Origin of the sequence: Phaeodactylibacter sp., from assembly GCF_022763345.1 — a bacterium.
GTDB lineage: Bacteria > Bacteroidota > Bacteroidia > Chitinophagales > Saprospiraceae > Phaeodactylibacter.
In genome coordinates this window covers 1-11,560 of sequence record NZ_JALEGS010000030.1, presented here as the reverse complement: position 1 = coordinate 11,560, position 11,560 = coordinate 1, and the positions used below count along the sequence as shown (strand labels likewise).

The following is an 11,560-nucleotide window of genomic DNA, read 5'->3' as shown; positions in this document are numbered from 1 at the left end:
TAAGGTTTTCCTAATTGGAGTGATGGCACTGGCGGCATATTCCTGTCAGGCGTATTTTGCACCTTTATTTTACATCAACAAAACCCGACTTGAAATGAAAAAAGCATTGTTCACCTTAATCGCGCTAACCAGCTGTCTCCTCTTTGCCCAAGCTCAGGAATACAAAGTTATTACCACCGTGGAGTCTATCGTGCCTGGTGGGCTGGGGCGTTCCCGCATCATCGAAAACAAGACTGAAGTTGACGCGGAAGATTTTACCACAGAGCGTACCGATGGCAAAACCAGCGATCAGCGCAGCGTGCGGCGCAGGGATGCCAAAGTGGATGAATTTTCTGAGACAAAACTGCTAAACTTCTACAGCCTGGTGGGCATTAACTTCCAAAACATCGCTTCCAACGATGCACTGGTAAGCTCACGCATCAATCAACTGGTGGCAGAAGGCTGGGAACTGGCATTCGTGACATCCGGTGTGGAGAGCAGCGCCGGAGGAGACGATACGGAAGGAATTTTTATTACGCGCTATATTTTTAAGCGTCAATAAAAGCCTGTACGCTTTGAATTATAATAGCCATTTTGGTAACTGCCAGGATGGCTATTGTCGTTCTGTTACCCTTCGAACAGCCCTCCAATTTCCGTTTCGGTGGCTCGAAGTTTTTCCCGGCAGTAGGCAATCAGCTCCGCGGCCCGCTTGACTTTGGCAGAAAGCTCATCAATATTCACTTCATCTTCCTGAAGCTGAGCTACTGTTTCCTGAAGCTCCTGAATGGCCTCTTCGTAAGTTAGGTTCATTGCACTTTGCTTTTTACGCTTCCGTCTTTGAAACGGGTGGTCAGAATATCCCCTTTTTTGACGTGCCGAGCATCGGTCACCGGTTGTCCTTTCAGAGTGGTAAGGGTATAGCCCCGGCGGAGTGTCGCCTCAGGGCTTAGCAACTGAAGCAATTGCTCAAATTGCCGCAATTGTTGCTGTTCCAGTTTCAGGTGCTGCCGGACGGTTGGCAGTAGGAGCTGCCTGAGCCGGTCGATATGCTGATGCTCCTGCTGAAGCTTCCGGTCAGATAGGTACTTTAATTGTTGTGCCCAGCGTTCGAGCTGCAGTTTTTGCTGGCTGAAGTGCTGCTGTATCCGTTTTGAAATGGCATAACCGGCTTCTACCAGCTGGCTTTCAAACCGGGCCGCCCGGTCGATCAGCCATTCTGCCACAGCCGTGGGCGTTTTGAGTGCGGTATGGGCAACCAGGTCGAGCAAAACTTCATCAATTTCGTGCCCTATTCCGGTGAGCACCGGGATTGAACATTCTGCAACGGCCACACACAGCTCGTAGTCATCGAATGCGGCTAAGTCAAGCCTCGCTCCACCTCCTCTTGCGATAATAATGGCATCGTAGGGCCTGGTCAGGTTTTGGATACTTCGAATTTGAGCGGCTACTTCCAATGGTGCATTTTGACCCTGCATGGCAGCAGAAAAAACCTTGATCTGGAACTGATAGCCATATTCATTTTGCTCCAGCTGTCGCAAGAGGTCTTCCAGCCCGGCAGCTGTGGGCGAACTGATTACCGCCAGCCGCTGGGGGACAAGAGGCAGTTTCTGATTGCTGTTTTTGGAAAGCAGGTTTTCTGCCTTCAGGCGCTCGAAGGTAGCCCGGCGTTGCTGCTCCAGCTGGCCCATAGTGTAGGCAAGGTCGATATCTTCTACGACAAGCTTAAGCCCGTAGCGCTCACTAAAGTCGATGCTAACCTGAAGAAGCACAGCAGTACCTTCCCTTAAAATTTGGCTTAGGCTGCCGCCAAGTTGACGTTCCAGCTTTCGGTACTGCCTTTGCCACAGAACGGCGTCGCTTTGAGCAATAATCTGGTCCTGGCCCTGCGCCTTCTGCACCAGGCTAAGGTACCGGTGCCCCCGGGAAACATTCAACTGGTAGATTTCGCAGCTCACCCATACCGGTGCAGGCAGGTTGAGCGCGATGATCCTTCGAATGTATTCATTGAGTTCGTAAAGCGTATGCTTTTCCAAGTCCCTTGCTTTAGTCAGGCTTCAAAGGTAGGCATTTAGGCTTCAACTTCCTGCGTGCGTTCCCCGAAAATCGCTACCAGGTCATCTTTAAAAGCAACCTCTTTGGTCAGCAGCAACTGGGCCAGTTCTTCAAGTTGGGTGCGGTGGTCGCGCAGCAAATTCAGCGTTCGCTGGTAAGCTGTCTCTACCAGTTTGTGGACCTCCTCATCAATGACCTGTGCGGTGGCTTCACTGTAAGGCTTTTGCAGGGATTGCTCACTTTGCCCGGTGCTGTCGTAGTAGCTAATGTTGCCCAGCTTTTCGTTAAGCCCGTAGTAAGCCACCATGGTGTAAGCCTGCTTGGTCACTTTTTCAAGGTCATCCAATGCGCCGGAAGAGACTTTGCCAAAGATGATCTCCTCGGCCGCCCGGCCGCCCAGTGCGGTACAGATCCGGTCCATGAATTGATCGGTATTGTAGATGACATGCTCCTGAGGCAGGTACCAGGCTGCCCCCAGGGACCGCCCTCTGGGCACCACCGAGACTTTCAACAGATTGTCGGCGTGTTTTAGGAACCAGCTGGCGGTCGCGTGCCCGGCTTCATGGTGGGCAATAACTTTCTTTTCGCCTTCACTGATGATTTTGCTCTTTTTCTCTAAGCCGGCAATGACCCGGTCGGTAGCATCGTAGAAGTCTTTCATTTCCACCTGCTCCTTGCTGCGGCGGGCTGCAATTAACGCTGCTTCATTACAGACATTGGCGATATCCGCACCGGAGAACCCTGGCGTTTGGGCAGCCAGGGTATCCAGGTCGATATCCTCTGACATGGCGAGGGGTTTGGTGTGCACTTCCAGGATCGCTTTCCGTTCGGTGCGGGTGGGCAATTCCAGGTAAATCTGCCGGTCGAAGCGACCAGGGCGCAGCAGTGCCCGGTCGAGGACATCGCCACGGTTGGTTGCAGCCATCACAATGACACCAGTGTTGGTGCCAAAGCCATCCATTTCCGTGAGGATTTGATTGAGGGTGTTTTCCCGCTCATCATTGGCTTGCATAGCGGCACTTTTCCCCCGGGAGCGCCCGATGGCATCAATCTCATCAATAAAGATGATACTGGGGGAGGTCTGCTTGGCTTTTTTGAAAAGATCGCGCACCCTTGAAGCACCAACACCTACGAACATTTCCACAAACTCAGAACCGGAGATGGAATAAAAAGGGACTTCTGCCTGACCCGCCACCGCTCTCGCCAGCAAGGTCTTACCGGTGCCCGGAGGCCCTACCAGCAGGACACCTTTGGGGATTTTCGCACCCAATTTGGTGTAGCGGGAAGGGTTCTTCAGGAAGTCCACGACTTCTTTGACTTCCACTTTGACTTCTTCCAGCCCGGCCACATCTTTGAAGGTGACATCACTAGACCCTTTCTCAAACAGCTTGGCTTTGGACTTTCCGATGTCAAATATGTTGCCGCCGCCGCTGCCCATGCCACCGCCGGGGCGCATACGGCGAAGGATAAAGATCCATATACCGACAATGATCAGTATGGGGAGCATCCATGACAGTATGCTGCCTACCCAGTCTGTACGCTCCTGAAAAGCCAGATCAATAGTGTTGCCTGTGGCTTCCTGATTGGCGTCAAGCGTTTCCTGAAAATTATCAAGTGAACCGATATTAAAAGTGTAATGCGGGCCAGACTGACTGGAGTCAATCTCCGGATAGCGGCTGCTGGTGAGGGCTTCCGATTTGATATAGACCTCTGCCTTCTGCTGATTGATGACATCGATCTTGTAGACATCTCCGTTCCCAAGCATTTCCTGCTTAAAGCGGCTCCAGGAGATTTCTTCTGTCTGGGAGCCATTGAAATAGAAAACAGCTTGTCCCAGAAGCAGGGCAAGCAGTATGTAAAGTAACCAGGATGGTGATCTGCCAGAAGGGGAGTTGGGTTTCCCCTTGGAAGGTTGGGATTTCGGATTGGTTTGGTTAGCCATGTATAGGATTGATTTTCAATGTTATATTGTATCCGTAATTAAAACGGATGGGAGAGTGGGATGTTTTAAGCGGGCGAGGTAGTGCGCATACTGTCCGGGTGAAGGTATTTTAAAATGGGAATAAAACACAAAGCCAGAAGTGGTTAGTGCTCGCCATAGTGGTTGCCGCCTTGAGGCTTGTTGGGCTTTTCGGTCAGCCAGTTGACGATGATGTGCCGTACCTGCTCATTGTTGAATGGCCATGCCGCTATGCTCAGGTGTGTTCCTTTCTCTATCTCATGGAAGCTAAGGTTATTTGAGCTGGCTTTAGCTTCCTGAACGAAAGCCCTGGCAGCCGCTACCGGAACCATCCCGTCCCGATCACCGTGGATGATAAGCCCCTGCTGTTTGGGATGAAACGGAAGATGTGCAGCGGGGTTGGCTTTGGAAAACAAAGCACCTTCCCGGGGGCCTGCCAGGTCCCGGATGGCGAAGCTTTGGGGCATTTGCTCCAGGTCGAGTGGCGCACCAAGCGCGAAGAAACCGGCCATTGGGGAGGCATTAGGCAGTACCTCGCGGACCAAATTCACATCAAGCGCCAGCAGCGCCGAAAGATGCCCTCCGGCAGACATTCCGCCGGCAATCGTAGCCTGCGGTGACCATTCAGGGTGGTTTTGGCCGAGTGCGCGGAGCAATGCCTTCAGGTCAGCTGCAATGTGGGTATAATTGTGTTTTGGGCAGGGGCGGTACGAAGGGAGAATAACATGGAAGCCCAAATCGGATAGGATACGGGCATGTACCTTGAAGTAATCGGGTTTGCCCCACCTCCAGCTGCCACCATGAAAGTAAATAATCCACTGAGCAGGTTGAGGTGATGGCCGGGCAGCAGTACAAAAAAGATAGTATTGCCTGGGGTGTGGTCCGTAGCTAATCTTTTCTGCGGCTGCTCCTGTTTGCCCGCTTCTTAGCGCCTGGTACCACAAAGTGGGCAGTCGCGTGGCTTCATGCAGCAGTGTGCCGCGAGGCGCTGAAGTGTAAAGTAGGACCAACAGTAAAAGTAGATATAGGATAAGCATAGGCAAAAAAATTGCACACACGGCTATTGCCCTGCGTGCAACTCAACTATTTTAACTAAAACCTATTACGGGGACCTAACCACAATCGGGAAGAAATGTTTTGATTTTGGAAATAAACTTTCCATTTTCCTGATGAAACGAGTACTTTAAAGCTCAGGATCAATAAGACGGGGGTTATGAATCTATGGAAACTAAACCTTTGGGTACTGCTGGTAGCATGCTCAGTGATACATGTTGCACACGCCCAGGAAGACACACCTGAACTGCTGGTATGTGAAGGAGACGAGTTGCGTTCAGCTAATGCATACATTCCAGCCTATGAGGCCTACGAACAAGCTTACCCTTACTTTGCGGCTCAGAATGATTATTACCGGATGGCTTACCTGAAGACCTGGGCCAGTGAAATGTCTTACTACGGCCACGAGTCTTATACACCCGGCAATATTGCTGTTCAAGAGGCATACCGGATCTTCGAAACCTATCTGGAGGCAGAAAAGGACACGATCTCGTTTTATCCCATCGCGCTCATGAACATGAGTATCTATCATGGGGAGATGAAAGACTACGAGAAAAAGCTGGACTTTTGCCATAGGGCAAGAGATACCGCTCTGCTCATTAATGGCTATAAAAGCCTAAACGCTTCCATGGCTTACAATAACCTTGGATTCGCCTATGGGGCACGTGGTAACTGGAAAAAAGCACTAAGCTATCTGGATACTTCCCTAACTATTGCCACGGAGCTGAATATGCAGGATGAGATTTTCAGCGCGAAGAACAATATCGCTCACAGCTATGCCGAATTGGGGGACCTGCAACGGGCCATCCACATTCAGGAGGGCGCAGTAGAAGCTGCACAGGAAGACAGAGACCTCGCCCGGGCGCTCAACAACCTCGGGGCGCTTTATGTGGAGGTCAATGAATGGAAAGACGGTATCCGGAATCTGAAAAAAGCGCTGGAGATACGACGTAGGCTCAATGGCAGTCTGACGAACAATATATTCTCCACTCAGCTCAATCTGATTTGGGCCTACAGTGAGAGTGGGAAAATCAGGCGCAGTGAAGCATTGCTGGATGAAGTCATTGCTGAAGCCAATGCACTTAAACCTGCATTTGACCGTTCTGGCTATCTACAGATTGCCTACAATTATAAAGCCCGAAATTTTCTGGAGGCAGGGCGCGCAGCAGAAGCGTTATCCTGGGTTGCCAAAGCGGAAAAGGTCGGTTCAGGTAGTGTTGAATCCTGGGCTGGTACTAAGTTGGTCAAAAGTAAAGTCCTTCAGGCACTCCAGCGAACGGAGGATGCGCTATGGGCTGTACAGGAGGCTTATCAGGTCCTCGTGCCCGGCTATAAGCCTGGGAGTTACACCGATGTTCCCAACTGGCGCGCTATGGAAGCCATTGCCTATACACTGACGCTGTTCCCGATACAGGCAGCCTTGCTGGAGCGGCAAGCTAAGGAAACTGCGGACTTTGAGTTGCAGCAGGCCGCATTGCGCACCTTACAGGCGGCCGATTCAGCCGTGACTGCATCCCGTTTGTCCTATCAGAGCCAGAAGTCCAAAGAACTCATGTCAGCCAATTCCAAAAACCTGTACAATGCGCTTATTGGAATGCACTATCGGCTGTACCAGAAGACCGGGGACAAGCTGCATATTAACCAGGCATTTCTGTATATGGAAAAGAACAAAGCCCTGTCGGTACTGGAAAACCTAAACGCGATGGAGGCTGCCCGCTTTTATGATATTTCGGACCAGGTGGTTGAAGCAGAACGCAGCATTCGGGAAGACATCGCCTTTTATCAGCTGAACCTCAATACTTTGAGCAGCAGCTCATCCCCAAAGCAAGTTGAGGCCTGGAAGGGCGCGCTCGGTCGGCTGACCCGTGCACAGGATAGCCTTTTTGGCATCATCAGAGTCCAGTATCCGCGCTACTACAAAACCCGCATTGAAATGATTATGCCAGACCTCGAAACGGTTAGGCAGGACGTAGTGGATCCTGACGAGACGATGGTGGAGTACTTCTACGCAGATAAGGAATTGTATGTCCTGATTGCTGATGCTGAAACCACTCATTTTCTTAAGCTTGAGGCCGCGAATCTTGAAAAAGATGTACAGTCGTTATACGATGCTCTGCGAAACAATGAGGATCGGGTAGGCAAAGCAAGTTACAAGGTCTATCAACAGGTATTCGCGCCCTTACAGCCTTACTTAAACGATGAAAAACTGGTTATCATTCCTGATGGTCCGCTTGTATATATCCCTTTCGATCAATTTTTGATGCAGCCTCCTGAGGTAAAGCCTCTTCATTACTTGTTGGAGGCCTATCAAACGAGGCGACTGCTTTCTGGAAGTGCTGCATTGCTGTACAAAGGCGTGCAGCAGGAGGTTGGGACACGCTACGGCGTCACAGCGATGGCTCCATTATTTGATGGAGGCGAAGGCAGTGTAAGGGCAGGAGACCAATTTGGGGCTTTGCCCGGAGCGCAAAAGGAAGTCAGCACGCTAAACCTGCTTTTTAAAGGGACTTTTTTGAGGGGCCAGGAGGCGACGGAAGAGGCCTTTAAGCAAAAGTGCAGTGAATCTGGCATTTTACACCTCGCGACTCATACGGCTATTAATGATCAATTCCCCAGCGCTACACACCTGTTGCTCAAAGAGACAGGAAAAGAAGACGGGAAACTAAACATTTACGAAATTTACGGGCAGCATATCCCTGCACAGCTGGGCTTTTTAAGTGGCTGCAATACGGGCTTCGGTACCATTAGGGCAGGGGAAGGCGCGGTAAGCCTCGGGCACGCTTTCGCTTACGCGGGCTGCCCAAATACGGTGATGACGCTATGGCCGATCAAAGATGATTTAGTGCCTGACCTGGTCCGGGTGTTCTATGAAAAGCTCAGTGAAGGGCTGGGCAAGGCGGAAGCCCTGCGGGAAGCTAAAATCTACTGTCTGAAAAATGACGATTTGTTTGCCCATCCTTACTACTGGAGCAGCTTTGTTTATAGCGGGGACCTTGCTCCTGTAAAGCTTTCGGCCATTGTAATCCATGATTATTTACGGTTGGTCGTCGCAGGGCTGCTTGTGGCAGTTCTACTGGCAGGCATATGGTGGTACCGGAAGCAACGCAAAGCCCCCGGGCCTGACCTCAACTAAAGCCCGTAGTCGGACAATATCTCGACTGCCTTTCTGCCGTATCGGTCTTCCCGGTCTGCCAGCGATTGTAGCAACGGAAGCACTTTGTCATGTTGTTCCTGCCGGATATGCGCTAATGCCAAATAAAAAGTAGCCGACCTTTGAAGCCCGGCTTTTGGCGGATTGTTGCGGGTGTCTTCAAAAATGGAAATGGCGGGCTTCAGCTTACCCTGGTCGAGGAGCGTAATTCCGTAGAAAAAGCGGGCAATACGGTCTTGTGGATCTGCCTGGCTGAGGTAAAGCTGGAATAACCCTTCAGCTTGAGCATAGTTGCCCTCTGTATAAGCCAGTATCGCTTTGGTTTTAATATCTTCGGTAGACTTCACTTGCGTGCGGGTGCCCCGCTTGACATCGTCATCCACATAGCTAATAGCTGTGAAATGGGTACGGTACATATCCTCCCCAGAGACAGCAGTGCCCTGGAAAAAGGCGAGGTAACCTACACTAATGAGAATGGCAACGCTGGCGGCAGCAGCCATGATCAGCCGCATGGAAACGCGGCGGCCACCACCTGAAGAATGAAGCCCAAGTTGTTTCTCCATCCTGGAAAAAACAAGGTCAGGGTTCTCTTTTTGATAACGCACACCACGTAGCGCGGCTTTTGAAAACGCATTGTAACCGGAAGGGTCTACATCAACTTTTCCGATACGGTGAAAGCGCATGAAATCTTCTCTGGTCAGGTTGTTTTTGCCCTTTGGCTGTTCCCTTTTCATGTTCACTTGGTTAACTGCAATCTGAGGTTCCTTTTACCATTTTGTATGTAGCTCTTAACCTGGTTGACCGAAAACCCTTCTTCTGACGCAATGTCTTTATAGGTCAGCCCCAGGAAATAATGAGCGACAATACATCGGTTTTGCTCGTCTTTAAGTTCGTCAACAGCTTTTAGGAGCTGCTCCAACTCGTCGTCTCTACCATCAAGAGCCTCAATAATGGGAAATTCCATAAAACCGGGGTCATTTTTTTCAGAAAGATCTTCGATCCGGTTCTTCATGTAGTTTTTTAAACGGCTTAGGCACTCGTTTCGGACTACGGTCATCAGCCAGCTGGAAAAGTTGGTGATGTCATATTTGCGGAGCTTTTCCCCAATATTTGCGAGTATGTCCATAGCAGCATCTTCTGCATCCATTTGATTTTTTAGAATGCTCAGCGCGAAATAGTACACCTTGTCGAGGTAGCGGGACAACAGTTGATTGAGTGCCCTTTCGTCCCCATTATTCAGATAGAGATCGATCAGGGCTTCGTCGGTGAGTTTGGTATAGTTGGGCCTTCGATTACGCCTCATAAGGTGCAGAGTGATTGTTCTATCAAATGTAACGAAATTTAATCAAAAATGGACAAGATTAGATTATTCCGGTAGCCGCCGGAAAAAGACAAAACCATTTTTCTCTTTCAATAATTCCAAGTTAGGATTGTTGCGGTGGGCTTCCGCTTTATGCACTTTAGTCGCAATGTATACCGGCTTGCTGATCGGGCCATTGAGCAGTTCCTCCCGGCAGTCCTCATCCTTGAAGCAGGCTTCTCCGCCCTGCTGAGGACGGGTGTAGAACAGATGCACATAAGATTTGTAGCCTGTAACCAGGTAATGCGCATCTTCAGACGCCCGTTCCTTGAAGAACTCCACCGCAGCGCGCTGTGAATAGCCTTCAACGCGCTTAATGAAGAAAAGGAGCGTGAGCATTACGAATAGGCCCGTACCTCCAAAAAGCAGGGCAAAGGCACGCTGCCGGTTTTTTTTCATAAATCGGCTAAACAGGAACAGCAGCCCAAACAGGAAGAGCCCCGGAATGACTTCCCAGCCGGTCCAGTTGACCTCAGCTTGCAGGTTGCCCTGTGCAAATGGGTCCTTAAACAATGGTGCCAGCACCTCTGCCTGCATCCCAACAAATGGCAGCGCAAGCGTCAGCAGAATGTACAGCCCCCCAATACTGTACAAGAACCACTTTATCCAGGGCTTAAATGCCACCTTTCCAGTAATCAGGCCTTCAATAGTCAATGCAGCCAGATAAGTGAGTGGAAAGTAGCACATAGAAGAGTAATGGACGATTTTGGATTTAACAATCGTGAACAGGATCAGTACCGTCCAAAACAGAAATTTCATCCATCTGCGGAAGTCAACCTGAAAGGGCTTTTCCTCCTCAGGCAGTTGGAAGAAGGCACGAAGGGCAAAAACGGAAGCCGGGAAACACCCCAAGAGCAACACCACAAAGTGATAGCCCGGAAACCCCCGGTGCCCGGCATCAGGCGTACTGAACAGTCGGTACTGGTACACATTGAACTCAATCATAAACTCCGGCCCGTTCTTCATGGTTTCCAGCCCAAACCAAATCAGGCTGACCAGCGTAGCGGATAACGTAAAGAATAAGAACTGAGGTACATTTACATAAAACCGGAAACGCTGGTATACCCAGTAGACGCCCATGGTGAGCACCGCAATAAGATAGGCTACCGGGCCTTTGGTCAGCATGCCCATTCCAATCCAGAAGCCTGCAAGAAAAAGGTACCACCACGCACTTTTTCCCAATGCAACTCCCTCAAAACCGTCCCGCTTCCAGTAAGCCAGGATGAAGTAGTAGACGCCAAGGAAAATAAACAGGTTAAACCAGGGGTCGATGATGCCGGACTTGAAGTACAAAAAAGGCAGCACGGACCCGAAGTAAGCTCCGGCCCAAATCAGCCCAAAGCGGGTACCTTTGAGGCGTTGCCCGATCCGGAAGAGCAGGGGCAGGGTGATAATGCCACAAACCGCATTCGGGAAGCGGGCGGCAAATTCTCCAACTCCAAAAACCGCCATGGCTGCCGCCTGCAACCAAAGAAAAAAGGGCGGCTTTTGAAAAAAGGGCTCGAAATTAACGTATACCCGTGTGTATTCCTGGGTGATTAGCATCTCCCGGCTGATTTCCGCGAAGTTGATCTCATCCCAGTCAAAAAGGTGTACACCGCCCAGAAAGGGCAGGAAAAACAAGGCCCCCAGCAGGGCAAAACCCATTGTGTAATTCCGGTTGAATGCTTGCTTCACAGATTGCGTTTTTCGGTTGAGGTATACGCTTAACAAAGTGGTTTGCGACAACGCCCCGTGACGAAGCGTAGCCTTTCAGGGCAAGCGCAGACCACTTTCCAGCGTTTATGCCGGCATTAAGTCGGTTTGCTGCTCCGATCTTTATCGGAGACCACTTTATCGTCGGTATAGTTGGATGTTGGGGCAGGGCAAAGATAATCCATAGCCTTGTCTTGGTGCGCACCGGATACCCAAAATCGGGAATTGTCGGACGAATCGCCCGTTATTTCGGGCCGGCTGGCTTAGACTATGTTGGGAATTCGCTTTTGGAGCGAATTTAGTCAAATTT

9 protein-coding genes are annotated in these 11,560 nt (G+C 50.5%); 2 read left to right on the top strand and 7 right to left on the bottom strand.

Translation table 11 applies throughout. The features are described 5' to 3' along the window. The first annotated feature begins 94 nt into the window (after nucleotides 1-94). Entirely contained in the window at nucleotides 95-541 is a 447-nt protein-coding gene (locus MRY86_RS08515; RefSeq protein WP_293565655.1) for a hypothetical protein, read from the top strand. Nucleotides 542-606: 65 nt separating this feature from the next. Here the strand turns inward: MRY86_RS08515 and xseB are convergent, their stop codons facing one another. The 4 genes from xseB to MRY86_RS08495 all read right to left on the bottom strand — a co-directional run bounded on the left by xseB (nucleotide 607) and on the right by MRY86_RS08495 (nucleotide 5,028). Continuing rightward, entirely contained in the window at nucleotides 607-789 is a 183-nt protein-coding gene (gene xseB / locus MRY86_RS08510; protein ID WP_293565657.1) for an exodeoxyribonuclease VII small subunit, read from the bottom strand. Continuing rightward, nucleotides 786-2,012, bottom strand: a complete 1,227-nt coding sequence (gene xseA / locus MRY86_RS08505; RefSeq protein ID WP_293565659.1) for an exodeoxyribonuclease VII large subunit — start codon at nucleotides 2,010-2,012, stop codon at nucleotides 786-788. Before xseA ends, xseB begins: the two co-directional genes overlap by 4 nt. A gap of 35 nt (nucleotides 2,013-2,047) precedes the next feature. Beyond that, a complete protein-coding gene (gene ftsH / locus MRY86_RS08500; protein WP_293571271.1) occupies nucleotides 2,048-3,973 on the bottom strand; it encodes an ATP-dependent zinc metalloprotease FtsH in 1,926 nt (641 codons plus the stop codon). Nucleotides 3,974-4,116: 143 nt separating this feature from the next. After that, on the bottom strand, nucleotides 4,117-5,028 hold the full coding sequence (locus MRY86_RS08495) for an alpha/beta hydrolase (RefSeq protein WP_293568396.1): 912 nt from the start codon (nucleotides 5,026-5,028) through the stop codon (nucleotides 4,117-4,119). A gap of 176 nt (nucleotides 5,029-5,204) precedes the next feature. Here MRY86_RS08495 and MRY86_RS08490 point away from each other — a divergent pair, with 176 nt between their 5' ends. Continuing rightward, complete coding sequence (locus MRY86_RS08490; RefSeq protein ID WP_293571269.1) at nucleotides 5,205-8,177, top strand: CHAT domain-containing tetratricopeptide repeat protein; 2,973 nt, start codon at nucleotides 5,205-5,207, stop codon at nucleotides 8,175-8,177. Here the strand turns inward: MRY86_RS08490 and MRY86_RS08485 are convergent. From MRY86_RS08485 to MRY86_RS08475, 3 genes are all read right to left on the bottom strand, one after another. Then, a complete protein-coding gene (locus tag MRY86_RS08485; protein ID WP_293570002.1) occupies nucleotides 8,174-8,929 on the bottom strand; it encodes a hypothetical protein in 756 nt (251 codons plus the stop codon). The two genes, MRY86_RS08490 and MRY86_RS08485, sit on opposite strands and share 4 nt — an antisense overlap. 2 nt (nucleotides 8,930-8,931) lie before the next feature. Further along, nucleotides 8,932-9,498 carry a sigma-70 family RNA polymerase sigma factor gene (locus MRY86_RS08480; RefSeq protein ID WP_293570004.1) on the bottom strand — a complete coding sequence of 189 codons (567 nt, stop codon included), beginning with the start codon at nucleotides 9,496-9,498 and terminating at the stop codon, nucleotides 8,932-8,934. Between the two features lie 63 nt (nucleotides 9,499-9,561). Continuing rightward, nucleotides 9,562-11,232 (bottom strand): glycosyltransferase family 39 protein, encoded by a 1,671-nt coding sequence (locus MRY86_RS08475; protein ID WP_293571267.1) that lies wholly within the window; start codon nucleotides 11,230-11,232, stop codon nucleotides 9,562-9,564. Nucleotides 11,233-11,560: the final 328 nt, after the last annotated feature.